The sequence below is a fragment of the Streptomyces sp. NPDC059037 genome, assembly GCF_042740015.1.
Classification (GTDB): Bacteria; Actinomycetota; Actinomycetes; order Streptomycetales; family Streptomycetaceae; genus Streptomyces.
Window position 1 is genome coordinate 1 of the sequence record NZ_JBHYIG010000033.1, and the last position, 26233, is coordinate 26233.

The 26233-nt window shown below is 71.8% G+C and carries 21 protein-coding genes; 4 read left to right on the forward strand and 17 right to left on the reverse strand.

What is annotated here, in order from left to right; genetic code table 11:
• Positions 1-124: 124 nt before the first annotated feature.
• The 12 genes from ACFWY6_RS10070 to ACFWY6_RS10125 form a co-directional block, all read right to left on the reverse strand.
• Positions 125-1159, reverse strand: coding sequence for a methyltransferase (locus ACFWY6_RS10070; protein ID WP_361815668.1), 1035 nt, complete (start codon positions 1157-1159; stop codon positions 125-127).
• 76 nt (positions 1160-1235) lie between these two features.
• Positions 1236-2006 (reverse strand): SDR family NAD(P)-dependent oxidoreductase, encoded by a 771-nt coding sequence (locus tag ACFWY6_RS10075; protein WP_384687730.1) that lies wholly within the window; start codon positions 2004-2006, stop codon positions 1236-1238.
• Positions 1918-3258 carry a cation:proton antiporter gene (locus ACFWY6_RS10080; protein WP_384687731.1) on the reverse strand — a complete coding sequence of 447 codons (1341 nt, stop codon included), beginning with the start codon at positions 3256-3258 and terminating at the stop codon, positions 1918-1920. Before ACFWY6_RS10080 ends, ACFWY6_RS10075 begins: the two co-directional genes overlap by 89 nt.
• Positions 3258-4535 (reverse strand): NAD(P)/FAD-dependent oxidoreductase, encoded by a 1278-nt coding sequence (locus ACFWY6_RS10085; protein ID WP_360772623.1) that lies wholly within the window; start codon positions 4533-4535, stop codon positions 3258-3260. Before ACFWY6_RS10085 ends, ACFWY6_RS10080 begins: the two co-directional genes overlap by 1 nt.
• A gap of 43 nt (positions 4536-4578) precedes the next feature.
• Positions 4579-4920 (reverse strand): TcmI family type II polyketide cyclase, encoded by a 342-nt coding sequence (locus ACFWY6_RS10090; protein ID WP_360772621.1) that lies wholly within the window; start codon positions 4918-4920, stop codon positions 4579-4581.
• On the reverse strand, positions 4917-5408 hold the full coding sequence (locus tag ACFWY6_RS10095; protein WP_384687732.1) for an SRPBCC family protein: 492 nt from the start codon (positions 5406-5408) through the stop codon (positions 4917-4919). Before ACFWY6_RS10095 ends, ACFWY6_RS10090 begins: the two co-directional genes overlap by 4 nt.
• Positions 5405-5644, reverse strand: coding sequence for an acyl carrier protein (locus ACFWY6_RS10100; protein WP_361815651.1), 240 nt, complete (start codon positions 5642-5644; stop codon positions 5405-5407). Before ACFWY6_RS10100 ends, ACFWY6_RS10095 begins: the two co-directional genes overlap by 4 nt.
• Before the next feature lie 36 nt (positions 5645-5680).
• Positions 5681-6934 (reverse strand): ketosynthase chain-length factor, encoded by a 1254-nt coding sequence (locus ACFWY6_RS10105; protein WP_384687733.1) that lies wholly within the window; start codon positions 6932-6934, stop codon positions 5681-5683.
• Positions 6931-8196 (reverse strand): beta-ketoacyl-[acyl-carrier-protein] synthase family protein, encoded by a 1266-nt coding sequence (locus ACFWY6_RS10110; protein ID WP_384687734.1) that lies wholly within the window; start codon positions 8194-8196, stop codon positions 6931-6933. Before ACFWY6_RS10110 ends, ACFWY6_RS10105 begins: the two co-directional genes overlap by 4 nt.
• On the reverse strand, positions 8193-8594 hold the full coding sequence (locus ACFWY6_RS10115; protein ID WP_384687735.1) for a cupin domain-containing protein: 402 nt from the start codon (positions 8592-8594) through the stop codon (positions 8193-8195). The genes ACFWY6_RS10110 and ACFWY6_RS10115 overlap by 4 nt, the downstream gene beginning before the upstream one ends.
• Complete coding sequence (locus ACFWY6_RS10120; protein WP_384687736.1) at positions 8591-9298, reverse strand: SchA/CurD-like domain-containing protein; 708 nt, start codon at positions 9296-9298, stop codon at positions 8591-8593. Before ACFWY6_RS10120 ends, ACFWY6_RS10115 begins: the two co-directional genes overlap by 4 nt.
• A 128-nt stretch (positions 9299-9426) precedes the next feature.
• Positions 9427-10896 carry an MFS transporter gene (locus tag ACFWY6_RS10125; RefSeq protein ID WP_384687737.1) on the reverse strand — a complete coding sequence of 490 codons (1470 nt, stop codon included), beginning with the start codon at positions 10894-10896 and terminating at the stop codon, positions 9427-9429.
• A gap of 171 nt (positions 10897-11067) precedes the next feature.
• Between ACFWY6_RS10125 and ACFWY6_RS10130 the strand changes: the two genes are divergently transcribed.
• Both ACFWY6_RS10130 and ACFWY6_RS10135 read left to right on the forward strand, forming a co-directional pair.
• Positions 11068-11733: a TetR/AcrR family transcriptional regulator gene (locus tag ACFWY6_RS10130; RefSeq protein ID WP_384687738.1), complete on the forward strand. Its 666-nt coding sequence runs from the start codon at positions 11068-11070 to the stop codon at positions 11731-11733.
• The gene (locus ACFWY6_RS10135; protein WP_384687739.1) at positions 11696-12751 is read left to right on the forward strand and encodes a methyltransferase; all 1056 of its coding nucleotides are present in this window, start codon (positions 11696-11698) and stop codon (positions 12749-12751) included. Before ACFWY6_RS10130 ends, ACFWY6_RS10135 begins: the two co-directional genes overlap by 38 nt.
• Before the next feature lie 35 nt (positions 12752-12786).
• On the opposite strand, the gene ACFWY6_RS10140 is transcribed toward ACFWY6_RS10135, so the two are convergent.
• The 5 genes from ACFWY6_RS10140 to ACFWY6_RS10160 all read right to left on the reverse strand — a co-directional run bounded on the left by ACFWY6_RS10140 (position 12787) and on the right by ACFWY6_RS10160 (position 23877).
• Positions 12787-15663, reverse strand: coding sequence for an ATP-binding protein (locus ACFWY6_RS10140; RefSeq protein WP_384687740.1), 2877 nt, complete (start codon positions 15661-15663; stop codon positions 12787-12789).
• 196 nt (positions 15664-15859) lie between these two features.
• Positions 15860-17761: a BTAD domain-containing putative transcriptional regulator gene (locus tag ACFWY6_RS10145; protein WP_384687741.1), complete on the reverse strand. Its 1902-nt coding sequence runs from the start codon at positions 17759-17761 to the stop codon at positions 15860-15862.
• Between the two features lie 149 nt (positions 17762-17910).
• On the reverse strand, positions 17911-19167 hold the full coding sequence (locus ACFWY6_RS10150) for a cytochrome P450 (RefSeq protein ID WP_384687742.1): 1257 nt from the start codon (positions 19165-19167) through the stop codon (positions 17911-17913).
• 24 nt (positions 19168-19191) lie between these two features.
• Entirely contained in the window at positions 19192-22416 is a 3225-nt protein-coding gene (locus tag ACFWY6_RS10155) for a ferritin-like domain-containing protein (RefSeq protein WP_384687743.1), read from the reverse strand.
• The gene (locus ACFWY6_RS10160; protein ID WP_384687744.1) at positions 22417-23877 is read right to left on the reverse strand and encodes a flavin monoamine oxidase family protein; all 1461 of its coding nucleotides are present in this window, start codon (positions 23875-23877) and stop codon (positions 22417-22419) included.
• 254 nt (positions 23878-24131) lie between these two features.
• Here ACFWY6_RS10160 and ACFWY6_RS10165 point away from each other — a divergent pair, with 254 nt between their 5' ends.
• Together ACFWY6_RS10165 and ACFWY6_RS10170 are read left to right on the forward strand one after the other, a co-directional pair.
• Positions 24132-25721: a tryptophan halogenase family protein gene (locus ACFWY6_RS10165; RefSeq protein ID WP_384687745.1), complete on the forward strand. Its 1590-nt coding sequence runs from the start codon at positions 24132-24134 to the stop codon at positions 25719-25721.
• Positions 25718-26233: a flavin reductase family protein gene (locus tag ACFWY6_RS10170; RefSeq protein WP_384687746.1), complete on the forward strand. Its 516-nt coding sequence runs from the start codon at positions 25718-25720 to the stop codon at positions 26231-26233. Before ACFWY6_RS10165 ends, ACFWY6_RS10170 begins: the two co-directional genes overlap by 4 nt.

The following is a 26233-nucleotide window of genomic DNA, read 5'->3' on the forward strand; positions in this document are numbered from 1 at the left end:
ACCCCCCCCGGGCCCGGCCCCGGGTGCTAGGCGCCCCCCGAAGGGGCGCGGGGAACTGCGCAACCAGCCACGACGGCAGCCGCAGACGAGCAACGGCGCACCTCACGGCTCTACCCGCGCAGCGTCAGGCTCCGATGCGGGCCACCTCGATGATGAAGAGGCTGCTCGCTGTGGGGCGTACGTCGACGACCTCCAGGCCCGCCCGGGTGAGGAGTTCGGTCAGATGCCGCCGGGTGTGCTTCTTGCCGCCCACGTTGAGCAGCAGCATCAGGTCCATGCCGGTGGTCACCTTGGGCTCGGGGCTGTCGTCGACCAGGTTCTGCACCAGGACGATCCGGCCGCCGGGGTGCACCACGTCGGCCACGTTGCGCAGGGTGGCCACCGTGCGGTCGTCGTCCCATTCCAGCAGGTTCTTGAGGATGTGCAGGTCCCCCGGCGGCACCCGCTCCACGCAGTCGCCGCCCACCACCCTTGCCCGGTCGGCGAGTTCACCGCCGGTGCGCAGCGCCGGGTCGGCCGTGGCCACGACGCCCGGCAGGTCGTACAGCACCCCGGCAAGCCAGGCGTTCCGCTCAAGGAGCGTACGCAGCAGATGCCCGCGGCCACCGCCGACGTCCACGACCTCGCGCACTCCCCGTACGTCGAGGACGTCGGCGACCATCGCGGAGGTGAAGCCGCTCGACTGCGTCATGGCCCGGTTGAAGATCTCCGCCGACTCCGGGGCGTCCTCGGCGAGATAGGGGAAGAACTCCTTGCCGTACAGGTCGGGGAAGACGCGCTCCCCGGTGCGCACGGCGGTCTCCAGGTGCGGCCAGGTCTGCCAGGTCCACGGGGCGACCGTCCACAGGACCTGGTAGCGCACGCTGTTCACGTCGTCCTCGCGCAGGACCCGCGACAGGTCCGTGTGGGCGAAGACGTCGTCGTCGGTCTCCTTGAACACTCCGTGTGTGCCGAGCGCGCGCAGCAGTCGGGCGAGGGCGCCGGGGTCGACTTCCAGGCGGGAGGCCAACTCCTCGGCGGGGACCGGCTTGTCGCCGATCTCGTCCGGCACGCGCAGCCGGACGGCCGTCATCATCATGGCGGAGACCCAGAGGCCCATCGCCAGTTCCTTCACGCGCGCCGCGGTGGCCAGTTCGGGTGCGTACTCATTTGCGGACATGGCTCTTCCGTCTCTCTCAGAGGGTCAAGCAGGGATTCGGTACTGGGCAGTCGGTCTCTTGACGGGCGTACGCCTGTCACGCGCCGCCGGTGACGCGCACCACCTCGCCGGTGATGGCGCCGTTCGCCGACGAGCACAGGAAGACGACGGTGTCCGCCACGTGCCGGGCCAGCGGCAGCCGGCCCGTCGGCAGTTCCCGCAGCACCTCCTGGAGGAGCTGCGGCGGGAGCCCGGCCCGCTCCGCCTCGTCCTTGCCGTCCAGGACGAGGCCGGGCATCACCACGTTGACCAGGACTCCGTCGGGCCCCAACTCCCAGGCCAGGGAGCGGGTTGCGCCGTGCAGCCCGGCCTTGGCGGCGGCGAGCACCGTGGTGCCGTGCGCGCCGCGCGCCGCGACGATGCTCGACACGTTGACGACCCGGCCCGCGGAGCTGCGGCGCAGCCGGGGCAGCGCGTGGTGCAGCAGCCGCAGGTGGCCGGTGAGGTTGGCGTCGAGCACCGGCTCCCAGTCCGTGCCGTCCTCGAAGGGCGGCGAGTGGGGTCCCGGCGGTGGGCCTTCCCAGGACGCCGCGTTGTTCACCAGGACGTCGAGGGTGCCCCAGCGGTCGAGCACGGCGTCGACGGTGCGCCGCGCGGACGCGTCGTCGGCGAGGTCGTACGGCAGGGCCATCGCCCGCCCGCCGGCCTCCTTCACGGCGCGCGCCACCTTCTCGGCGGCCTCGCCACGGCTGCGGTAGGTCAGCGCGACCCTGGCTCCCTCACGGCCGAATGCCACGGCCGTCGCCGCGCCGATGTTCGTCGATCCGCCGGTGATCAGCGCCACCCGGCCTTGCAGGCCAAGGTCCATCTTCGTCTCCTCTCAACAGGGATACGGGCGGGGCGAGTTCGGCGCCCGGGGTTCTCCCGGGGCCCCAGCGGGACAGCACGGGTCCGGTCAGTGCCGTGGCGAGCAGCGCGAACACGGTCAGCGTGCCGAAGAGCTCCGCGCCGAGGAGGCCGTTGCCGAAGCCGATCGACAGGATCACCAGCTCGGTGACGCCCCGGGTGTTCAACACCGCGCCGAGCAGCAGCGATTCGCGCGGTTTCATGCCGCTGAGGGCACCGGCCCCCAGCGCGGCGACGAGCTTCCCTGCGAGGGCGACCCCGCCGAGCAGACCGAGCAGCCACAGCTCGGACGCGACCGCGCCCAGGTCCACCGCCATGCCGCTGACCACGAAGTACAGCGGTGCGAGCAGTGCCGCCACGGGGCGCAGCACGGCGCGGGCGGGGCCGAGCGGATCGACGTCTCCCACTGGGCGCAGGGCGAAGCCCAGGAGGAACGCCCCGAAGACTGCGTGCACACCGAGCAGCGATGTGACCCATGCGGAGAGCAGGATCCCGGCGGCGAGCAGCGCGGCCGCCGGATGCGCCGCGACCGGTCCGCGCGCCGTGGCGAGCCGCACAAGGAGGCGGCGGCCCAGGGTCAGCAGCAGCGCGGTGTACAGCGCGCAGCCGGCAAGGCCCGCGAGCCCCTCCCTCAGTTCGCCGCTGCCGTCCACGGCAAGGGCCACGGCGAGCACCGTCCAGGCGAGCGCGTCGCACACGGCGGCGCTGCCGATGCTCGTCACTCCCAGGCGGGTGTCCGCGAGGCCCAGGTCCGACATGATGCGGGCCAGTACGGGCAGCGCGGTCACCGCGAGCGCGGTGGCGAGGAACAGCACGAAGGCGACGGAGCGTCCGGAACCCGGGCCGTACGCGTCGGCGAGCAGCGCGGCGACCGCGGCCCCCGCGGCGAACGGCACCAGGAAGCTCGCGCCGCCGATCAGCAGGATCCGCCGCCCGTGCCGCGGGGAGGGACCGTGCCCCGTGGCGCAGCCCGTCTCGAAGAGGAAGAGCAGCAGCCCCAGACCGCCCAGGGCGGCGAGCCCTTCGCGGACCGGCGCGGTGAGCAGTTCCCGCTCCATGCCGCCGGTCAGGGCGAGGCCGAGCAGGATGCCCACGGACAGCTCCGCCACCACGGCGGGCTGACCGATCCGCCGGGCCAGGACATGCACCGCCCGTACGGCGAACAGCAGCGCGGCGGCGGCCAGCAGCAGCCGCTCCGTGGGCATCGCGCTCATCACGGCTGGTTGGCCTGTATCTGCTCGCTCCTCAGCTTCGCCTCGCGCAGGATCTCCTCGCTCGGCGCCTGGCCGGTGATGCCGGAGAGCAGAGCGGCGAAGTCGATCTTCGGGGGCATCTTCCGCTCGGGGTCGACGATCTCCTGGGCGCCCTCCCAGTACTGCTCCTTGCGCATCTTGACGTTGTAGAAGAAGCGGACGAAGTCCAGGACGTGGCCCAGGAACGTGCGGTAGTTGTCCTCGTACTCCTTGAGCAGCTCGGCCTCCTTCGCCGGCTCGCGCAGCGCCGTGTCGACCGCGGTGGACAGGGAGAGCGCGCCCCGCATGGCGAGGGTGACGCCGGTGGAGAACAGCGGGTCGACGAAGGCGGCGGCGTCGCCCACGATGGCCCAGCCCGGACCGTGGAACTTGTTGCACTCGTACGACCAGTCGCGCAGCGTGCGGTAGGCGCTGACCCGGGTGGCGTCCGCGGTCAGCTTGCGGACCTCCACCGATGCCGCGAGTTCCTTCTCGAAGAGCTGGTCCGTGCTGAGCCCGGACTCCTTGAGCAGCGCGGTGCGGGTGACGTAGCCGATGCTCACGGTGCCGTCGCTGAGCGGAATGAACCAGAACCATCCGGGCGGGTTCTCGTCCTGCCACATGTTCTCGACGACGATGTCGCCGGCCTTCTCCTCCGAGATCCGTCCGCAGCCCTGGAAGTAGCTCCACACGGCGACGTTGCGCAGGTCCTCGTGCCACTCGACGAGGTCGAGCCTGCGGCCCATCACCCGGCCCTGGCCGGAGGCGTCGACGATCATCCGGGAGGTGATCCGCACCGGTTCGTCGCGGCCCTTGACCGTGTAGAGGAGGCCGGTGGCGCGGTCCCCGTCGAAGAGGATGTCCTTGACGGTGGCCTCTTCGACGACGTCGGCGCCGAGTTCCCTGGCGCGGGTCAGGAGCAGGGCGTCGAAGTCGGCGCGGCGGGCCTGGAAGGAGTAGTCATAGCCGCTTCCGTCACTGAACCGGAAGTCCCAGGTGCCGTCGGTGGCGCCCCACAGCAGGGTGCCGCCGTACTTCTTGGTGAAGCCGAGCTGTTCGAGCCGGTCCCACAGGCCTAGTTCCTCCACCACCCCGAGACAGCCGGGGATGAGGGACTCGCCTATGTGGTAGCGAGGGAACTTCTCCTTCTCCAGGAGGAGCACCCGGTGGCCCTCCCTCGCCAGGAGGGCGGCGGTGGTCGAGCCCGCCGGTCCGCCGCCGATGACGACGACGTCGTATGCGCTCGGAGTGTTGGTCACGCTGATCTCCCTTGTCGTGGCGGCCCATCAGATGCCGGGCCCGCTATGGCCTGCTGACCACGCCGACGCCTCGCTGCCAGTGGTAGAACTGCCGGGCTGACGCCTTCTCGACGCTGCCCCAGGCCCCCTGATAGGGCGTGATGAACTCGTCGAGGGCCTCGCTGATCTGGGTGAACAGCGGGTTGTCGTGCTGCGGCGTGAGCGTCGACGAGAGCGGGTCCTCGGTCTGTACGAGGTGGAAGTACAGGTCGTGGAAGGTGAGCAGCCTGCGCTCGCGCACCCCCACGATGTCGGGCAGTTCGGTGGCGTCGGACGCGGCGAACAGCCTGCTGATGTCGGCCTCGCTGCCTGGCTTCATCCGGGCGACGATCAAGGTGGTGTTCATCGGTTCTCTTCCTTTCCGCCGGCGTCCGATGCGGTCCGCGAGCGGGCGATGGCCTCGATCCGGTCGCGGATCAGCTCCATCTGGATCGCGGAGTTGTGGTTGATGTGCTTGGTCATGGCCGCGTCGTCGGCCGGCGCCTCTGGCTTCATGTGGAAGTCCTGCACCCAGCGCATCCGCACGCCGCCGTCGGCGTGGGTGAACTCCCAGAAGATGTCCATGAATTCGAAGGGCCCTGTCTCGACCCGGCGGGCCCGCACCGTGTGCGTGGCGGGGTCCGTGGTGCGTTCGGACACCCAGCTCCACTGCTTGCCCTGCTCGTCGGGGAGCATGGTGAGCCGGAACCGGACGGTCTCGCCCCGGCGTTCGAGGACTTCGACCGACGCGTACTCGCTGAAGAGGCCGGGCCAGCCCTCGACGTCGTTGACGACCTCCCAGATCAGCTCGATCGGCGCGTCGATGACGATGCTGTTGTCGGTGTGCGCGGTCATGAGCTCACTTCCCGCTTCCGCAGATGGTCGTTGACGAGGGCGACGGTCTGGCGGGGCGTCATCGTGGTGACGATCGCTCCGTCGGGCAGCGTCACTCCCAGGGCGTTCTCGATCTGCGACTGGATCTCCAGGACGGCGAGCGAGTCGTAGTCGAGTGCGGTGTAGTCGGTGTCGGCGTCCTCGTCGGGGCCGCCGCGGGTGATCTCGCGGAGCATGTCGATGGTGAATTCAGTCATTCCTTCTCCTCGCTTGACGTGCTGGTGCGGTACGCGTCAGTCCAGGCCGCCCGGTGCCGGCTCGCGCAGGACGAGCGCGGAGTTCATGCCGCCGTGGCCGCGCGCGACGACGAGCGCGGTCCGTACGGGTCCCGGCCGCGGCTCGCCCACCACGAGGTCGAGGTCGTAATCGGGGCGGGGGACGATCGCCGCGCCGGACGGTGGGACGACGTCGTCCCTGATGGCCAGGAGCGCGGTGGCGACGTCAAGGGACGCACCGCCGTAAAGACGGCCCGTCATCGTCTTGGGCGCGGTGACCGGTACGCCGCGCGGCCCGAAGACCCAGGCGAGCGCCTCGGCCTCGATCCGGTCGAGTTCGGGCACGGCGGCCGCGTCGGCGAAGACGACATCGATCTCCTCGGGCGCCATGCGGGCGTCGATCAGGGCGTTCATCACCGCCCTGCGCAGGCCCGGTTCGCGTCCGCTGCCCGGCGCCGGGTCGAAGGTCGACGCGTGCCCGACGATCTCCCCGTACCGGTGGGCGGCGCCCCGCTCGGCGGCGGACTCCGCGTCCTCGACGATCAGCATCGCGCCGCCCTCGCCCGGCAGATGGCCACGGGCGCGGGCGTCGAACGGCAGATAGGCGAGCTCCGGGTCGTCGCCGGTGCTCAGCCGGCCGGTGGAGAGCTGGGCGACCAGGCCGTAGGGGCACAGCGAGGCATCGGTGCCGCCGCTGACGACGAGCCGCGCGCCTTCCCTGACCACCCGGCGGGCATGCCCCAACGCGTCCAGGGCACCGGCCTGTTCGGCGGCGACCACGCCGCAGGGGCCGCGCATCCCGTGCCGGATGGAGATCTGGCCGGTGGTCGCCGCGTAGAACCACGCGATCGACTGGTACGCGCCGACGTAGCGCGGGCCGCGCGACCAGAGGCTCTCGATCTCGTGCTGGCCGAACTCGGTGCCGCCCGACGACGACGAGGTGACCACCGCCATGTCGTACTCGGGCATCGTGGCGGGGTCGGCGCCGGCGTCCGCGAGTGCCTCTTCGGTGGCGGTGAGCGCCAGGTGGGTCCAGCGGTCGGTCTGCACGGCGAGCCGGTCGTGGATGTGCTCCTCGGTGCGGTACGCGGAGATCTCGCCCGCGAGCCGTACGGGATACCCGGAGGCGTCGAAGCGGGTCAGCGGTCCGATGCCGCTCTCGCCGCGCAGGACGGCCGACCAGTAGGGCGCCACGCCCAGGCCGTTGGGCGCTGCGACGCCGAGGCCGGTGACGACCGCGGTGGCGGTGCGGGTGGCGGTGCGTACGCTCATCGGCTCCCCCGGTCACGCGTGAGGAGCATCGCGGTCTGGAAGCCGCCGAAGCCGCTGCCCACCGAGAGGACGGTGTGCATGGTGTGGTCGCGGGCGGTCAGCGGGACGTAGTCGAGGTCGCACTCGGGGTCGGGGGTGTGCAAGTTGGCGGTGGGCGGCACCACTTGATGCTCAAGGGCCAGGGCGCACGCCGCGACCTCGATCGCGCCGATCGCGCCGAGCGAGTGGCCCACCATCGACTTGATGGAGCTGACGGGTACGTCGTAGGCGTGCGCGCCCAGGCTGCGCTTGAACGCGGCCGTCTCGTGCCGGTCGTTCTGCCGGGTGCCGGAGCCGTGGGCGTTGATGTAGTCGACCGCGGTGGGGTCGAGCCGCGCGCGGTCGAGCGCCACCCGCACGGCCTCCGCCATCTCCCTGCCGTCCGGCTTGAGTCCGGTCATGTGGAAGGCGTTGCTGCGGTGGACGCTGGCGGCGACCTCGGCGTAGATGTGCGCTCCCCTGGCCTGCGCGCGCTCCCGCTCCTCCAGGACGAGGACGGCGGAGCCCTCGCCGAGCACGAAGCCGTTGCGGTCGAGGTCGAAGGGGCGTGAGGCGTGCTCGGCGTCGTCGTTGCTGGGCGAAGTGGCCTTGATCGCGTCGAAGCAGGCCGAGGTGATGGGCGAGATGGGTGCGTCCGTGGCGCCCGCGATCATCACGTCGGCCGAGCCCTCGGCGATGAGCTGGCGGCCGTACCCGACGGCGTCGAGCCCCGAAGTGCAGCCGGTGGAGATGAGGTTGACGGGTCCTTCGGCGCCGCAGGCCCAGGCCGTCTCGACGGCGAGGCTGCTGGGGACCATGTAGTCGTAGAGCTCGGGGACGCCGTAGCGGTGGTCGACCAGGTGGTGCTTGCCGCCGTCGCTCAGGACGACGTACTCCTGCTCAAGACCCGTGGTACAGCCGACCGCGCTGCCCAGGCTGACACCGGTGCGGTGCGCGGGGAGTTCGTCCGCGATGCCGCTGTCGGCGACCGCCTCGCGGGCCGCGGTGACCGCGAACTGGGCGGCCCGGTCCATCCGGCGGATCTCCTGCGGGCTCAGGCCCTCGGCGGCCGGGTGGAAGTCGCACTCGGCGGCGATCTGGGAGCGGAATCCGGCCGGGTCGAAGAGCGAGATCCGCCGGGTCGCGGTGCGTCCGTCGGTGAGCAGTTTCCAGAAGGCCTTGGTCCCGATCCCGCCGGGCGCCACCACTCCTATCCCGGTGATGACGGCCTGGCGGGGGCTCACCTGACCTCCTCGGTCAGCGTCTCGGTGTCCACGTGCCCCAGTTCGGGGCGGGGCGCGAGCGGTCCGAGGTGGAAGACGATCCGGGCCGGTACGTCGCCGGTGTTGCGCACCCGGTGGCGCATGCCGATGGGCACCATCAGGCCCTGGTCGGTGCCGACTTCATGGGGTACGTCGTCGAGGTCGACGGTGACCGAGCCCTGGACGACGTAGAGGAATTCCTCGGAGTAGGGGTGGTAGTGCTCCGCGACGCGGTCGCCGGGGTCGATGAGCGCCACTCCGAGAAAGCCGGAGGTCGAGCCGACGGACTTCGGGCTGAGCACGGTGCGCAGATCGCCGCCGCGCCGGCGGTTGGGCGGTGCGTCGTCGAGGGAGACGACGGGTACGCGGGTTGTGGTCACGCTTCCTCCTCGGGCCTGGCGGTGCCACTCGGCAAGGACGGGTGCGGGTGGAGCGGTTGCGCGAGCGTCATCGCACAGCGCGTGAAGAAGGTGCGGAAGCCGATTTCGGTGGTGAGGTCCTGGTCGAAGTCCAGGAGGTCGTTCAGCTTGGCGCCGAGGCCCGAGTACGGGACGACACGGATGAGGTTGCCGACTTCCTCGTCGGCGTCGGCGGTCGCTTCCCAGAACCGCACGACGGTGTCGCCCCGGGCGTAGACGGTGCTGCTGACCAGGGCGGACGAAAGCTGCTTCGAGGTGCCCGGCGCGATGCCCGCGGCGAGCAGCTGCCGTAACTCCCCGGCCTTTCCCGGGCGTACGGGATAGAGCAGGGCGCGGCGGTGCGGCGGGCGCGGCCCGGGGTGCGGCCGGGCGAAGTGGGCCCGGCGCACGAGCACGGTGCCGCGCAGGAACCCGCGGGTCGAGCGGGCCGCGGGTACCCGGCAGCACTCGCGCAGCAGGCTCTCGGCCTCCGGGTCCGCCTTCGGTTCCTCGTCCGGCGTCGGGCCGTGCGCCGCGCCGGTGTCGTTCTCGACGATGTGCAGCACGGTGCCCGCGGCGGTGAACGTCGCCACGGGCGCCGGCCCGGCGGGCTGTCGTGCCAACAGCCCTGCGAGCCGCGGTTCTTGACCAAGAGCTACTGGAATGCCCAGCGCGATGCGTGCCATGCGTGGCTCCCCCCGTGAAGCTGGTCGAGCGGTCTTCGGTCCGTCGGGTATATGCCGACGGACCGAGACTGCACGCCTGCTCTCAGGAACCTCCCAGGGCTTACACAAGGAGCCAGGTCAGCGCCGGTTCAGCCGCCCGTCTCGGCCTCCTCGCGGGGCCGTGCGTCATCGGCTGCCTGGAACGTCTGCGGCTTGGCGCGGATCATGAGGAGCGTGATGATCAGGGCGACGGCGACGAACCCCACGCTCACCGACAGCGCGGTGGACCAGCCCTCGGTGACGGCGCGGGCGATCTGTTCCGGTTCCGGGCGGCCGGGCGGCAGTTCGTCCTTGGTGGCGTCGGCCGCCACCGTGCTCAGGGAGGCGAGGCCGACCGAACCGCCCACCTGCTGGGAGGTGTTGAGGAGTCCTGCGGCCAGGCCCGAGTCCCGTTCGGCGACCGCGGCGACGGCGGTCATGGCCATGGGCACGAACAGCAGGCCGAGCCCGGAGCCGAACAGGAGCAGTCCGGGCAGCAGCCCCGACGCGTACTCGGCGTCCAGGTCGATGTCCGAGAGCCACCACAGTCCGCAGCCCATCGACGCGGCGCCCGCCGCCATCAGCGGCATGGCCCCGATCCGGGTGACGAGGCGGGCCGCCAGGCCGGAGAAGGCGAGCACGCACAGGGCGTTGGGCAGGAACGCCACGCCGTTGCGCAGCGGCGAGTAGCCCATCACTCCCTGCACGAACTGCGCCAGGAAGAACAGGGTGCTGATGAGGGAGGCGCCGACGAGGACGGCCACCGCGTACGCGCCCGCGCGGTCCCGGTCGGCGAAGATCCGCAGCGGCATCAGCGGCTGGCTGCCGCGCGCCTCCAGGACGACGAAGAGCACCAGCAGGGCCACGGCGGCGGCGAACGACGTCACGGTCCACGCGTCCGACCAGCCGTGCTCCGGGGCGCGGACGAGCCCGTACACGAGCAGCGTGAGACCGCCGGTGACGGCGAACGCACCCGGGATGTCGAAGCGTCCGGGATTGCCCGCCGTACGGGGCAGCAGGTAGTACGCGCCGATGGCGATGGCGATGCCGATGGGTACGTTGACCCAGAGCACCCAGCGCCAGCCGAGCGAGTCGGTGAGCGCCCCGCCGAGGAGCAGCCCGATGACCGCTCCCGAGCCGGAGACCGCTCCATAGACGCCGAAGGCGGCGTTGCGCTGCTTTCCCTGCTCGAAGGTCGTGCTGATCAGGGCCAGCGCGGTCGGTGCGATGACGGCTCCGGCGACGCCCTGGGCGGCGCGGGCGGCGATCAGCCAGCCCGGTCCCGCGGCGAATCCACCGAGCAGTGACACGAGGGTGAAGGCGCAGATGCCGGCGATGAACATGGAGCGGCGGCCGAGGATGTCGCTGGCGCGCCCGCCGAGCAGCAGCAGCCCGCCGAAGGTCAGTGTGTAGGCGTTGAGCACCCATTGCAGGTCGCCCCGGGCGAAGCCGAGATCGTCGCGGATGCTCGGCAGCGCGATGTTCACGATGCTGATGTCGAGGACCACCATCAGCTGGGCGCCGGCGATCACGGAGATGGCGGGGAGGAAGGAAGGCCCTTTCCGGGCGGTCGTGTTCATGGTCATACACCCCTCTCGGAGGGGGCACCGGATGGCACCCGCCGAAATAGTAGACCAAATGGTTCTCTATTTAGTAGGGTAGAACCATTCCGCATGGAGAGCACAAGAGCGCGAAGGTCCCCCGCGACAGACACCGGGACCGGCCGCGCACCCCAGGAGGAAGGGGGCCGGGTGACGGCCGATCAGGAGACGGAGCAGGAGCACCCGGTCCGCACCCGACGCCGGGGCGCGGCCCTGGAGGAGGAGATCTACGCGGCGACGATCGAGGAGTGCGCGGCCGTGGGCTACGGCCGGCTTTCGCTCAAGGGCGTCGCCGCACGGGCACGCACCGGCAAGGCCGCCCTGTACCGCCGCTGGAGTACCCCGCAGGAGCTGCTCCTCGACGCCTTCGCCCATCTGCTCCCGGTCACCGAGGAGTTGCCCGAGACCGGCAGCCTGCGCGGGAACCTGCTCGCCGCACTGCACCGGATGAACGACTCGCTGGCCGGCCGGATCGGCCCGCCCGCCATGGTCCTGATGGGCGATCTGCTGCGCCACCCCGAACTGGTCGCGGCGTTCCGCGCCCGGCTCGTGGAGCCGCGCCTGGAGGCGATCCTCGCCGCCATGCGGCGCGCCGCGGAGAACGGCGAGATCTCCCCCGCGGCCGTCACCGACCTCGCGGCGCGGACCGGCCCCGCGCACATCATCATGCACTTCCTGATGAACGGCACGCCCCCCGACGACCGGACCATCGAGAGCGTCGTCGACGAAGTGGTTCTGCCCGTCCTGCAACCGAGCACCGCCGCAGAGGAGACTCGGCATGCCCCGAAACGAGCCCAGCACGGCCCCCCGACCTGACGCCACGGCGCCCCCCGCACCCACCCCGATCCTGAAGATCCTCAACGGGGTGCACAAGTCGGCGGTGCTCCGGGCCGGCATCCAACTGCACGTCTTCGACGCGCTGGTGACCGGTCCGTGCACCGCCCGCACCGTCGCCCTGTCCATCGAGGCCGACGAGCGCGCGACGCGCATCCTGCTCGACGCCCTCACCGGCATCGACATGCTCGAACGGACCGGGAACGAGTACCGCCTCACCCCGGTCTCGGAGCGCTATCTCGTCTTCGGCAAGGACACCTACTTCGGCGACGCGGCCCGGATCCAGACCCACGACTACCTCTGGGAGGGCGACCGCCGGCTCGCCGACGCGGTCCGCGCGGGCGGCAGCGTACTGGCGTCCGAGACCAAGGACGAGCATCCCTTCTGGCGGGAATTCGCCCAGGCCAGCGGCCAGTTCGCCGTGCAGGGCGCCCGCTTCACGGCCGGGCTGCTCGGCCCCTGGGCGGCATCGCACCCCGAGCTCGACATCCTCGACCTGGCCGCGGGCAGCGGACTGTACGGCTGCCTGCTCGCCGCGGAGTTCCCGGCGGCCCGCGTCACGCTCCTTGACTGGCCCGACGTCCTTGGCACGCACAGGGCCGCCGCGCAACGGCTGCGCGTGGCCGACCGGGTCACCGAGCTCAGCGGAGACGTCCTGACCGCGCCCTACGGCGGTCCGTACGACCTGGTCCTGCTCAACAACGTCCTGCACAACTTCGGCGAGCGCAGGTGTGTCGAGCTCCTGACCCGGGCGGCCGAGGCCCTCAAGCCCGGTGGCCGGGTGGTCGTCCAGGACTTCGTGCCCGGCGGCCCCGACACCGACCCGGAGGGTGTCGCCCGCATCTTCTCGGTGCTCATGCTGATCATCACCGCGGAGGGCCAGGTGTACGACGGCGACCAGATGCAGGACATGCTCGCGGCCGCCGGGCTGAGCATCGTCTCCCGGCACGAGGCGCCGCACATGCCCACATCCGTCCTCCTCGCCGAGCGGGTGGTCTGACCGGATCCCGTGCGGCACCGGTGGCCACGCCCCGGCTACTTGCCCCCCTGGCCTCCGGTGCCGTCGGTCCCGTCGGCGTCCATCCGGGCGAGATCGACCCGCGAGCGGATGCCCAACTTCCGGAAGATCTGCCGCAGATGGAAGCCCACGGTGTGCGGTGAGAGGAACATCTGGGTGGCGACCTGCCGGTTCGTCAGGCCCTGCGCCACAAGGGCGGCCACCGAGCGTTCGGTGACGGTCAGGCTCGCCCAGCCGAAGTCGGGCCGCTCCGCGTGCGTCCAGTGCCTGCGCCGCACCCCGCGCTCGCGCAGTTTGCGGCGTACGCGGGCCGCGTCCCGTCCCGCGTCAACGCGGGCGTATCCGGCCATGGCGCGGTCCAGGGCGGCGACGGCCTCCTCCCGGTCCACGTCGCCCCGCAGCGTGCCGAGGTCCTCGGCGGCGGACGCGCGGGACCAGGCGTCGGGATGCTCGTCGACCGCCCAGCGCAGCGCCCCGGCGTCGGCCTCGTGCACCCCGCGGGCGTGCGCGGCGGTGACGAGCAGCGCGGAGACCCCGGGGTTGTCCGCGGCGAGCACGGCGATCAACCCGGCCGTCTCGTCGGCCAGTTCGGGGATGCCCGCGGGGCGTGCCGCGCGGATCAGCCAGACCGCGGCCGTCGGCTCGTCGACCAGCAGCCGCGAGAGCGCCCCCGGGTCGCGGCGGACATCGCCGAGCGCGGCACGTACGCCGTCGTGGTCGGCCCGCGCCGCGGCGACCTGCGCCGTGATCCAGTCGGCCCGCACCCGGCCCATGCGGGCCGCCTCCCCCTCGTACTCCCGTGCCGCGTCCCGCAGCCGCCCGGCCTGCTCGTCGGCCGCGAGGATCTCGCCCCGCCACAGCGCGGCCTCGGCAAGCACGGTGAGACCGAGCGGCACATGCAGCGGCACTCCCGCCTGCTCGGCGGCCGTGAGCCCCGCGGTGGCCAGCTCCGTCGCCTCCTGGGGCCGGCCGCGGGCCAGCGCGGCACGGGAGGCGAGGATCATCGAGGCGCCACGGAGCGCCCAACTCCCGGACGCCGGTGCCTCTTCGGTGAGCGCATCGGTGACGGCGCCCGCCTCGTCGGCCTCCCTGAGCCTGCAGAGCAGGGTGGCCAGGGTCAGCCGGGGCGGCAGATGCCAGGGCGCGGGGGCTCCGCTGTCGGCCCGCTTCACCGCCTCCCGCGCCAGGTTCAGGGCCTCGCCGGTGCGCCCCGCCGACCAGCGCAGCTCGGCAAGCGCGGCAAGCCGTCCTGGCGGCCACTCGGAGTCGCCGCCCGCTTCGGCGGCGAGGTCCGTCCCGGTGGCCGGGTCCGCGGCGCGGGCGGCGGCTGCCCCGTCCCGTGCCAGTTGCCCGAACACCCGGTTGGCCAGGGCCTCGTCGTGCGGCCAGGCGGGAGCGGCGCTCCCGTCGATGACCTGCTCGGCCGCGGCCACCGCCTCGCCGGAGCGGCCCGAGAGCAGCAGCCCGGTGGACAGCCAGTGCCGCAGGAACGTGCTCCGGTCCGGGGACACCGGCCGGGCGAGCGCCTCGGTCGCAAGGGCGACGGCACGCGGCAGCGGCCCCGCACGGGTGAGCGCCTCGACGGCGGTGTCGGTGACGGCGTCCGGCGCGGGCTCGGCGGGTCCCGCGATCTCCAGGGCGCGCAGGGCGAGTTCGGCGGCCGGGCCCGGCTCGGATGCGACGATCTCGGCTGCTGCCCGGCCGAGCACGTCGACCGCGCGGCCGTCGCCGGACCGCGCGCCGTGCACGAGGTGGGTGGCCGCCGAAAGGAGGCCGCCGTCCCTGCCGAGGATCATGTCCGCGGCCTGCCGGTGCAGGGCGCAGCGCAGGGGTGCGGGGATCGTCGACAGGAGGGCGAGCCTGACCAGCTCGTGCCGGAAGGCCACGTTGTCGCCCTCGCAGACCAGGATGCGGGAGTCCAGTGCCTCCTGGAGCGCCGGCAGCACGCTCGCCACCGGGTCGGCCAGCATGTGGGACAGGTCGTCCGGTGCGCAGGACGGTCCGAGCACGGCGGCCACGTCGAGCAGCAGCCGGGTGTGCGGCCCGACCATGTCGAGGCGTTCGCGGACGAGCCGGCCGAACCGCCGTGGCGGGCGGCCCTGTTCGGCGTGGGGTGCGAACCGGGCGGTGCCGTCGCTGATGTGCACCGCGCCGTCCTCGGCGAGCCCTTCGATCAGCGCGATGAGCGCGGCCGGATTGCCGTCCGCGCCGTCGGCGAGGGCGATCAGCTCCGGTGCGGGCACGGCGCCGAGCACCTCGGTGGCGATCTGCCGGACCGCCGGGTCGGGCAGCGGTCCGAGCCTGACGAGGTCGGCCCCGGCGGCGAGCCGCAGCTGGCGGAACAGCCGGTCCTCCGTCCGCGATCCGGCCTCGATGCGGCGCGCGAGGACCCACACGAGCGGCCGTTGCGCGAACCGCGCGACCAGCATGACCAGCGCCGCCAGGGTCGCCGGGTCCGCCCACTGCAGGTCGTCGATGACGACCGCGGTCGGCGCGCGGCGCAGCCGTTCCTCCACGTGCGAGCGGAGGTGGCCGATCAGCCGGGACACGGACGCGGTGCCGTCGGCCGATGCGTCGAGGTCGGCGCCGAGCGCCGCGGCGAGCGGTGCGAGCGGCACCGCGCTGCGCACCTCGTCTGCGGCGCCGCGGGCCACCGAGAGGCCGCGCGCGGAAGCGGCCTGGGCCACATCGGCGAGCAGCCTGCTGCGGCCCGCGCCCGGCGGTCCCTCCACCAGGAGGATGCCGCCGCCGCCCGATCCCGCGGCCCGGTCGAGCAGTTCGCACAAGCGCTCCCACTGCCGCTCGTGCCCGCACCACAGGACCCCCGATTGCGGGCCCTGACCGAGCGCTGGTCCTTGGCGTCGTAACTCCCGTAACTCCGTGCAGACAGTCATGCTCCCGCCCCCCGTTCGCGCACTGCGGCCTTCGCGGCCCGGGAGCCGTGCGCGACTCCACGAGCCCTGACGACAGACCCAGGCTGACCATCGCCGGTCAAGGAGTGCTCAGGCGACGGTGATGCGCTGCCCTTCGCGCACCGCGTGACCTGCCGCGCAGCGTGCCATCCCGTGCCGGCGCCCGGTGCGGCGGACCTCAGCGCCGGGACTCCTCCCGGAAGCGGTCCGCGCGCCCGGAGCCGACCCGTGGCAGCGACGCGAGCGCCCGGTCGGAGCCCCGTTCGGTGGCGTACTCCCTCACCAACTCCGGGAACCAGTACGTCCGTTGATCTGGTGACGCCCCGTCGGGCCCGGCGGCCTCAAGGAGCGACGCGTCGGAGAGGCGCATCAGGAGCAGCTCGACGACGGCACTGTCGACGCCGAGCGTCCGCGCCGCCTGGGCCACGTCGAACCGGCGGCGCGGCATCAGCGCGAGGCGCAGCGCCATCTTCCGGGTCTCCTCGTCGAGTCTGCTGAAGCTCGCCTCGAACCGGCCGTAGAGATCGAGGCCCACGGCGGCCAGCTCGGAGAGCCCGCACACCCCCTTGGCCGACTCGATCCCTTCGAGCACGGCGGAGACCTTGGCGTCGGGCAGCGCGGCGAGCCGCTCGCCGAGGAAGTTGACGGCAAGCGGCAGTCCCTCCACGAACCGGACCAGGCCCTGTGCGGCGTCCGGTTCGGCGGCGATCCGCTCTCTGCCCACGTGCCGCGCGAGCAGGTCGACGCCGTCCCGCACGGCGAGCGGGCCGAGGCGCACGCTGCGGGCGCCGGGCAGGCCGTAGAGCCGCGTACGCCCGGTGATGAGCACCGCGCAGCCCGTGCCGCCGGGCAGCAGCGGGTCGACCTGCGCCATCGAGTCGGCGTCGTCGAGCACCAGGAGCACCCGGCGGCCGGACGACCAGGTGCGGAACATCGCGATCCGCCCGGCGAGCGTGGTCGGCAGCTCCTCGGACGGCACCCCGATCCCCCGCAGGATCTGTTCCGTGCCGTCCATCGCGCTCAGCGGGACCGCCCGCGTGCCGCGCAGCGAGAGGAAGAGCTGGCCGTCGGGGTACTCCCGGCGGACCGTGTGGGCGAGGTGGACCGCGGTGGCCGTCTTGCCCACGCCCGGCATGCCGATGAGGGAGACCAGCGGCATCGCGGTGTCGCTCGCGCCGCCGCGCCGCAGCGTCCCGGCCAGCTCCCCGACGACCGCCTCGCGGCCGATGAAGTCGACGCTGTCGCGCGGCAGTTGGGCCGGTGGTCCGACGGCGACCCAGCGGGCGGGGGCCGAGGTCCGCGTCTCGGGCGTCGACGGCGGGTCGAGGGTGGAGTCGGCGGCGAGCACGGCCTGCTGCAGCCGCTGGAGTTCGGGACCGGGCTCGAGTCCGAGTTCCCTGATCAGATGGCGGCGCAGGTCCTGGAACACCTTCAGCGCCTCGCCGCGCCGGTTGGACCGGTACAGGGCCAGGATCAGCTTCGCGTACACCCCCTCGTGCAGCGGCATGGCGGCGGCCAACGCCTTGAGTTCGGCGGTCAGTTGCTGGTGCCTGCCGAGCTGGAAGTCGGCCTCGATGCGCAGCTCCAGGGCGCGCATCCGGCTCTCCTCCAGCTCGGCGGCGTGCGGTTCGAGGAGTTCGCCGCAGTCCACATTGGCCAGCGCGCTGCCCCGCCACAGCGAGAGCGAGCGGGCGAGCATCCGTCCCGCGCGGGCCGGGTTCCCCGCGGAGAGCGCCTCGCTGCCGTCCTTCACCAGGGCGCGGAACGCGTTCAGGTCGACAGCGTTGTCCGGCAGCTGGACGAGGTAGCCGTTGGGCCGGGTCAGCAGCCGGCAGGGGGTGGGGCCGAGCTCGGGCTCCTCCAGGGCCCGGCGCAGTTCGTATATGTACGTGTGCACGGCCCGCACCGCTTTGCTGGGCGGCCGCATTCCCCACAACTCGTCTATCAGTTCCTTGGTCGACACCACTTGGTTGTGCCTCAGTATCAGGAGGGCCAGGGTCTTTCTCAGCTTTGGCGCACTCGGCGTTCGTACCTGATCGCCGGCGAGAACCTCGAAGTTCCCCAGGACCTGAAACCTCATACGGACTTCCCCCAAATCTTGCTCTTCACGTATCGGAGCGTATGCCGATTGGGATGGCAAATCGCAGCATACCGCGATCCACTTGATCAATAGAGGCACAGTTTATTTTGGCTGAATTCGACCCTACACAGAGGTCCGTTGTCTTTTGTTCAGCGTTCGGGTCCGGTCGTCTGACGAACCTTCAGTTCAATCCTTTCGGGACCGTGAAAGACGATGTCGTCCGCGTAGCGGACCCGCACGTCGGTCGTGTCCACCTCAGAAAGTAATTCAAGGATGGACTGAAGCGCTTTGGTGGTCTCCATGCGGGCAAGCCCGTATCCCAGACAATGGTGGATCCCCATGCCGAAGCCGAAGTGCCGGCCGACGTCCCGCCCGATCCTCAGCTCGTCGGGATCGGGGTAGCGGTCGGGGTCCCGGTTCGCGGAACCGAGGACCAGGGTGAGCTTGTCGCCGCGGCGCACCGCGCGCCCGCCGACCCGCGCGTCGCGGTAGGCCCACCGGGTCACCATCTGCACCGGCGCGTCGTAGCGGATCAGTTCGTCCACGGCCCCGCTCAGCGCCTCGGGCCGCGCCCGCAGCTCGGCGAGCGCCGCGGGGGCGCCGAGCAGTGCGAGCGCCGCCTTGGACACCACGTTGGACGTGGCCTCGTGCCCTGAGGTGAGCAGGTGCACACAGGTCCCCACCAGCGCGTCGTCCGTCAGCGGGCCGTTCCCGTCGTCGGCGGCGACCAACTCCCCGATCAGATCCGTACGGGGCGTGCGGCGCCGGTCGTGCACCGCTGCCCGGAAGTAGTCGTCGAGCCGGCCCGCCGCCTCCTCCGCCCGCGCGAGCCGGGCCGCCCGGTCGCCGGGGCGGAAGCTGCTCCCCTCGCGCAGCGCGAGCGCGTGCCCGCGCAGCGCATCGCGGTCCCGGGGGTCCACCCCGAGCACCTCGAGCACCACGAGCAACGGCAGCGGGGCCGCGTAGTCGTCGACCAGTTCGACCATGGACCGCCCGGCGAGGCCCCGGGCGAGATCCGCGGTGATCCTGTCCACCGCCTCGTTCAGTTCACCGCTGCGCAGCCGGTCCGCGAACCGGTCGGCGATCAGCGAACGCAGCCTCCCGTGCGCCGGCGGATCCATGAAAACGAGCCAGTTCTCGACGCTCCTGGCAAGCCGCGGAAATCCCGGCGGGATGAGTGCGGGCGGCGGCCCTGATCCGCGGTATCCGACGGCGGCCCTGCGACCGAAATGACGGCCCGTCAACACCTTGCCCACATCGTCGTGGCGGAACACGAACCACTGCTGTTCCGTGGCCTCCGCGCGCCCCGGCAGCAAGTGCACGGGGTCGTTCTCCCTGAATTCCCGGTAGAGGCCGTACGGTTCCTCGATGTTCTTCCTGAGCCGTTCGAGAAAAGTTCCTTGCATCGGATTCCGTTCCCCAGGTCGGTATTACCCGCGCGTATCGAACTCCCGGAAGAAGTCCGCGTAGTACCGCATCAGTTCGGCCACTCGCGACGGCAGCCCCGGCTGTTCTTCGGCCGATCGGGCCAGATGCGCGAAGCGCAGTGCTATGGACCGCCGCGCGACGTCCGGGCGGGCCAGGAAACCGGGCTGCTCCTCCAGTTCGAAGGAGGGCCCCGCGGTCCTGCCGGGCCGCCCGGACGGCAGGGTGACGATCAGCTCGGCCAGCGGCCGCATCATGCCCGTCATCACGTCGATGGCGGCGTTCATCAGCTTCGAGCGCCGCAGGCTCGCGTCCGCCGCGGAGCCGAAGTGCTGGATCATCAGCTGCTGCATCAGGAAGTACGAGCGGTTGAAGAGCACCATCGCCGACCGGGCCGCGGGCTCGGTCACCTGGTCGGCGGCGCCGCTCCCCGCGTGGAGCGTCGGGTTGCGCAGCACCGGGTAGGCGGGCGTCCAGGGCGCGCGCCGGTCGCCGGGGTCCTTCAGATGCCCGGCCATCAGCAGATCGGACATCCGCAGGAACGTGTCGAAGTGCGCCTCTCCGTCCGGCTTGGTCGTGTCGATCACTCCGCCCTCGCCGTGTTCGGTGACGAAGTCGATGGCGAAGAGCGCGCTGCGTACGTCGTCGACCTCCAACTGGTAGTCGGGGTGGACCGCGTTGACCGACTCCCGCATGAACAGATGGTGTTCGCCGCCGCCCCGTCCGGGGTCGACGAGGAACAGGTCGGGCACCCGCCGGATGCCTTCCTTGATGGCTTCGTAGAGGTCGCTCAGCGAGTCGTACGGATAGAGCCCGCCCCCTGCGGAGGTGTTCGCGGCCGCCGGGTCGTCGGCGAGGCCGCGCCGCAGCGAGTGCGGCTGCTCCAGCTCGATGAACCGCTGCAGGCTGCTCAGTCCGAAGCCCTCCAGACAGAGCCCCAGCGGCAGCCGAAGACCACTGTTGACGGTGGCGAAGTCGATGGCGGGGAGGTGGAAGGGCTGTCCCATGGCGGTGATGATGTTGTTGATGACCAGGAAGTGGATCATCTCTTCGCGGGCCACGTGCAGCAGGCTGCCGCGCATTCCGTTGCTGAGCGTCTCGCCGCCGTCCCCGCAGGCGAGCCGGAACTGCTCCTCGCTCCACTCGCCGCGCCGTACGTACTCCCGGCCCGCCTCGTACAGCGGGATGGACCAGGCGGCGTACAAGTACTGCATCATGACGGCCAGTTCGATGGTCGCCGCCTCGCGAAGACCGTCGTAGAGCTGCTGCCGCGTCGTGATGGCGCCCTCGCGGGCCCGTGCGGGCACGAAGGCGGGCGGGGCCGCGCGGCCGCTCTCGTCGGCGCGCAGATACTTCAGGAGCAGCCGGGTCTGCGGTCCCGTCATGTCGCGGGTGGGCGGCATGTAGAAGGTCTTGTCCTTGTTGCGCGGGTCGCACATCAGCCACATCAGACGCGGATAGGTGGCCACCTTGCAGGCGTCCCGCAGGCTGAAGATCTCGTCCTTCATGAAGGAGTAGAGCAGTTCGTACGGGGCGAACACCTCGCGGTAGAGCAGCTCGGGCGTGATGTCGTCCTGCGGGATGTCGTCGAGGTGCCAGGTGTCGGGCAGCGTACGGACCGCCATGGCGCCCATCGCGGGCCAGTAGCCGAGCAGGTCGTCGTTGTCGTAGCCACGGGCGGCTGATCCCGGTTCGGCGGGGTCGCAGGGCGGCGGTTCGGCGGCCGGCAGGAACAGCAGCCGGGCCGCGCCGGGAGCCGCCGACCGCAGGGTGAGACGGCCGCGGCCCTCCCGGTCGGTGGCGATGACGCAGCCCGCGGCGTACGGGCCCGTGGCGTCGAGGCCGCCGGGCCGCAGGTCGAGCGTCCGGATGTCGGTGCTCCTGGCCCCGGGCGCGGTGGCGCGCGGATCGGCGGGCAGCGCCCTCGGGTTGACGTACTGCTCGACCCTCAGGTCGGGCACGGCCGCGGGACGCCCGAGCCGGTACGTACGGATCTCCACGTCGACGGCGTGGCTCTCGCCGGTGCGGGGGTCGGGGTGCTCAAGGAAGAGGCTCGCTTCGTCGACGGCGACGGTCGTCTCCTCCTCGGTGAGCAGCACCACGGGCGGCCCGCCGTCCCGCAGTCCGGTCAGGACCAGGGGCTCGTCGGTGCGGCCCCGCTCCACGGGTACGGTGACGAGCCCGCCGGACACATCGGTGTCCCCCAGATACGCCGCCCTCGGGACGCGGGCGACGAGGCGGCCCGAGTCCCGGGTGCGCAACTCCAGGTCGCCCGCGTCCAGTCGGGGGCCGAGCCGGTGGATGGGCCCGGGGCCGGGCTCGGGGCTGCGGGACTCGACGGGCACGGCGGTGATCAGGTCAAGCGTGGCGTGGCCGTCGGTCACCTCGACCGCCGCGCTGTGCAGCGGTCCTGCGGTGCGGCGGGCGCTGAGCAGCCGCCCCACGGGGCAGTTGCGCGGCTCGTCCCGGTGCCAGGGCGCGATCGTGCCCCTCAACTGCCAGAAGTCCGGGGCGTCTTCGGCCTTCGGCGTCGCCATGTTGCTCAGCGCGAACCGCACGAGGAGCCCGTCCGCGCCGCCGCCCGTGGTGCGGGCCCGCAGCAGCCGTGCCGCCTCGGACGCCTCCGCCTCGTCGAGCCACTCCAGGCCCTCTTCGCGGTCCACGGCGAACTGGTGCACCACCGAGCGGCTGAACCGTACGTCCGGCTGCTGCCCTTCGGGGCCGCGCACGTACCGGGGGTTCTGCCGGCGCGGCGGCTGCATGCCGCGCACGTCCCCGACCGCCATGTAGCCGACGTCGTGGGAGCGGCCGAGCCTGCCGAAGCAGAACTGGCCGATCATCAGGGTGGTGGTCCAGTTCGACGCGGGGTCGACGTCGAGGACGCGGGCCCGGTTGTAGGTCGTGGCCAGGTAGTCGTTGTAGTGGCCCCACATGTCGACGTGCCGGCCGACCACCGCGTCGGTGGTGTCGATCTCGCCGGGGGCCCGCTCCCAGCCGCGGACGGTGGCGTCCACCCAGAAGTGCCCGTTGCCACCGAAGTTGTGGCCCTTGGCGCCGATCCGTTCGAGGTGGTCGTGGTACTCCCCCACCGGTCCTTCCACGGGGTACGGCCCGTCCTGCGTCATGGCCTGGTTGCGGGCCAGGTCGTACAGGCCGCCCCGCGGCCCGGTGGGCAGCCGGGTGACCGCGGTGCCGGCGAAGTGCAGCCGGGGGACGTCGAAGACGCTCACTCAATCCTCCGCATCGTCGTGCCGTTGGGGTGCCCCCTGGACGAAGGCGTCCAGGGCCGTGACCGCCCCGAGCGCCGACTCGATCGCTCCGTTGATCCACGCGGGGCAGGACGAGCAGTGCTCACCGGCGAAGAAGAGCCGGCCCTGCGGGCGGGCCGCGCGGCGGCGCTCGACGGTCCGCGCGGCCGCGTCCTTGCCCCAGCGGCGCGAGGTGCACCCCTGGCTCCAGGGGTTGTGCCCCCAGGCGACGCTCACGGAGTCGAGCACCATGCCCGGTTCCTTCAACTCGGGGTGCAGCGGGGCGAGTTCCTCGACGACGGCCTCGGGGCGCCGGGCCTTCGGCAGGCTGCCGAGCAGATCGGCGTCCTCGGCGATCGCGTAGCTGCCCAGGAGTACGGCGCCGCGCCCCGGTCCCGCGTCGCGCGGCGGATAGTAGGTCTGCCGGGTCCGTCCGCCGGTGGCGGAGGCGCCGCCGAGAATGCCGTCGCGTTCCCAGAACGCCTCCCGGCAGTGCAGCACCACCTTGGTCGCCGCCCCGTACTCGACGGAGCGGATGATGTCGCGCTTGTCCTCGTCGAACCCGTCGAGGTCGAGGCCGCGCAGCACGGAGAACGGCAGCGTGCACAGGGCCAGCGGGTACGCCCGTGTCCGCGTGCCGCGCCGGCTGCGCACCCGGATGTCGACGCCGCCCGGCCGGACGCCGAGTCCCAGCACCTCCTGGCGCCGCAGGACCGGTCCGCGCAGCGACGCGGCGAGCCGGTCGGTGAGCTGGGCCATGCCGCCGCTGAGGTACCAGAGCCCGGGACCCGTCTCCACGAGGATGTCGTCGAGGAATCCCTCAAGGCGTCGCCCGCAGCCCGCCCGCAGCCCGGGGTGGTCACGGAAGACCTGGCCGAGGTCGATCCGGTCATCGGCGGGGCCCCGCAGATACGGCGCGAGGTCGACCCCGTCGGCGAGGTCGAGCAGTCCCGCGAGGTCCCCGACGAGTCCGTCCCGCAGCTCTCCGGGGCCCAGCACCCGCACGGTGGCCGCGAGCCACGCGCCGAAGACGACGGTCGCGGGGCGGTGGTGTCCGACGGGCAGGTCCCTGCGCAGGTCCTCCACGACGGGCCCGGCCGCCTCCCGGACTCTGACGAACCCCCGTCCGGTGGGCAGGTAGTTGTTCTCGTCGCTCAGGATCGTCGAGAAGGGGCGCAGCGCGGACTCCAGGCCCAGTTTCGCCACGTACCGCATGGTGAAGGTGTGGGTCTGAGGGATCCGCATGGCGCCGAGCTCCGCGTACGCCGCGTCGTCCGTGTCGCCGAAACGGTGGGTGTGGATGCGGCCGCCGATCCGCTCGCTGCCCTCGAGCACGGCCACGCGGTGGCCGAGTCGCTCCAGCTCGTGGGCCGCCACCAGGCCCGAGATCCCGGCGCCGATTACCACTGCGCCGCCGGTCCGCCTTTCGCTCGATATCAACACGGGAGCCGAGTCTGCTGCTTGGCGCGTGGCCGCCACATCCCCCACCGCGCGGCCCGTACCCGTGAATCGTCCGGCTCGTACTACCCCGGCCCGTGACCGTGCGGGGCGGCATCCCGCGCGGCCGCATGGGTTCTGCCGGACGGCGCCGACGTCCGCGTCCCCCGCGCACACCCGGTGCCTAGCATCGAGCCGCTCCGCGCCATGAGCGATATGCGAACGATCTGCAGGCGAACGATCTAAGGGGGAGTCCCGCAGTGGACCGCAGGATCAAGAAGATCGTCATTCTCGGTGGCGGCACGGCCGGCTGGATGACCGCCGCCTATCTGGCGAAGTCACTCAGGAACACCGCCGCCATCACCGTCCTCGAAGCTCCCGGCATACCACGCATCGGTGTCGGCGAGGCGACCGTGCCCAACCTCCAGAGGGTCCTGTTCGACCATCTCGGCCTGGCGGAGGAAGAGTGGATGCCCGAGTGCAACGCGTCCTTCAAAATGGCGGTCAAGTTCATCAACTGGCGTACCGAGGGCGAAGGTCAGCCCCAGGGGCGCGAGCTCAACGGGCGGCCCGACCACTTCTACCACCCGTTCGGCATCCTGCCCGAGCACGACGGCCTTCCGCTGTCGCACTACTGGGTCCATGAGCGGCAGCGGGGTGCGACGGATCTGCCGTACGACTACTCCTGCTTCCGCGAACCACCGCTGATGGACGCGAAGACGGCGCCCCGCCGCTTCGACGGCGAACGGGTCACCCGCTACGCCTGGCACTTCGACGCGCATCTCGTGGCGGACTTCCTGCGCCGGTACGCGACCGACAAGCAGGGGGTGCTGCACGTCCAGGACGAGATGACCGAAGTGCACCGGGACGACCGGGGGTTCATCACGGGGCTCGGCACCAAGAGCGGCACGGTCCTCGACGGCGATCTGTTCGTCGACTGCTCCGGCTTCCGTGGGCTGCTCATCAACCAGGCGATGGCGGAGCCCTTCGTCGACATGAGCGACCACCTGCTGTGCAACAGCGCGGTCGCCTCCGCGGTGCCGCACGACGACGCGGCGCACGGCGTCGAGCCCTACACCTCGGCGATCGCCATGAAGTCGGGCTGGACCTGGCGCATTCCGCTGCTCGGGCGGTTCGGCACCGGATACGTCTACTCCCGCGAGTTCACCGGCCAGGACGAGGCCACCGAGGACTTCTGCCGGCTGTGGGACCTGGACCCCGAGCAGGCGCCGCTGAACCACGTGCGGTTCCGGGTCGGGCGCAACCGGCGTGCCTGGGTGAAGAACTGCGTGAGCATCGGCCTGTCTTCGTGCTTCCTCGAACCTCTCGAATCGACGGGGATCTACTTCATCACCGCGGCCATCTACCAGCTCGCGAAGCACTTCCCCGACAAGCGGTTCGAGCCGGTGCTCAGCGACCGCTTCAACGCCGAGATCGAGGCGATGTTCGACGACTCCAGGGACTTCCTGCAGGCGCACTTCGCGCTCGCGCCCCGCAACGACACCGAATTCTGGCGGGCCAACAAGGAGTTGAAGCTCTCCGACCAGATCCAGGAGAAGATCGCCATGTACCGGGCGGGGCTGCCCGTCAACGCACCGACGGCCGGCGAGAGCGAGTACTACGGCAACTTCGACGCGGAGTTCCGCAACTTCTGGACCAACGGCAGCTACTACTGCATCTTCTCCGGTCTCGGCCTGCAGCCCGAGCACCCGCTGCCCGCGCTGCTGCACCGCACCGAGTCCCTGGAGGGGGCCCGGCCGCTCTTCGCGCGGGTCGCGGAGGAGCAGCGCGGGCTGCTCGCGACGCTGCCGTCGCACCACGACTATCTGAGCCGCCTGCACAGCGCATGAACGGGCGCAGGCAGACCGGGCCCGTCGAAGCCGACCGCTACCGGACCCTGATGAGCGGCTTCCCGACCGGTGTCGCGGTGGTGACGGGAATCGACGAACTCGGGGAGCCGCGGGGCGCGACCTGCTCCGCGCTGTGCAGCGTGACCATGGTCCCGCCGACGGTCCTGGTCTGCCTCACGGCGGGCAGCAGCACCCTGGCGGCGGTGCGGGAGCGGGGCTGGTTCGCGCTGAACCTGCTGCACGCCGGGGCCCGGTCGGCGGCGGAGGTCTTCTCCTCCCCCGTCGACGACCGGTTCGCCCGGGTGCACTGGAAGCGCCTGGGCAGCGAGGGCCTGCCCTGGCTGGCCCATGACGCGTTCGCCGTCGCCGAGTGCCGTGTCAGCGAACTCACCACCGTGTCCACGCACACCGTCGTCTTCGGGGAGGTGATGGACGCCGAACTCGCCGACGAACCGCCCCAGCCGCTGCTTTACGGGCTGCGCCGGTTCGCCGCCTGGCCGGGCGAGGCGTGA